The organism is Citrobacter sp. TBCS-14 (genome assembly GCF_005280805.1).
Taxonomy (GTDB): Bacteria; Pseudomonadota; Gammaproteobacteria; order Enterobacterales; family Enterobacteriaceae; genus Citrobacter; species Citrobacter gillenii.
Genome location: NZ_SZWM01000988.1, coordinates 1 through 254, shown reverse-complemented (window position 1 = coordinate 254; position 254 = coordinate 1). Strand labels below are relative to the sequence as shown.

Below are 254 nucleotides of genomic sequence, written 5' to 3'. Positions count from 1 at the left end.
CTTGGCCTGCCAGTCGATAATGTTGAAAGCAAATTTCATCAACGCGTATCCGCGGTAAATCGGTTGTTCCGATTGTTTCTTATTTTTTCTTCTGACATATCAATAAAGTATGCCCAACACCTAAGTTGTCGTGGCGTTCATCTACCTGAAAACCTGCCTGATTCAGATAGTGATAAAACTTCTCTACGCTGTAGAAGCGGCTGTTGCCATTCGCCATACAGGTAAAATAAAGCGAAGACGCATTCAGGCTAAAT

At 42.1% G+C, this 254-nt stretch carries 1 pseudogene; it reads right to left on the bottom strand.

Annotated features, from left to right (window positions below):
- Positions 1–79: 79 nt before the first annotated feature.
- A pseudogene (locus tag FDX22_RS22550) lies at positions 80–254 on the bottom strand (SAM-dependent methyltransferase); the annotation flags it as partial.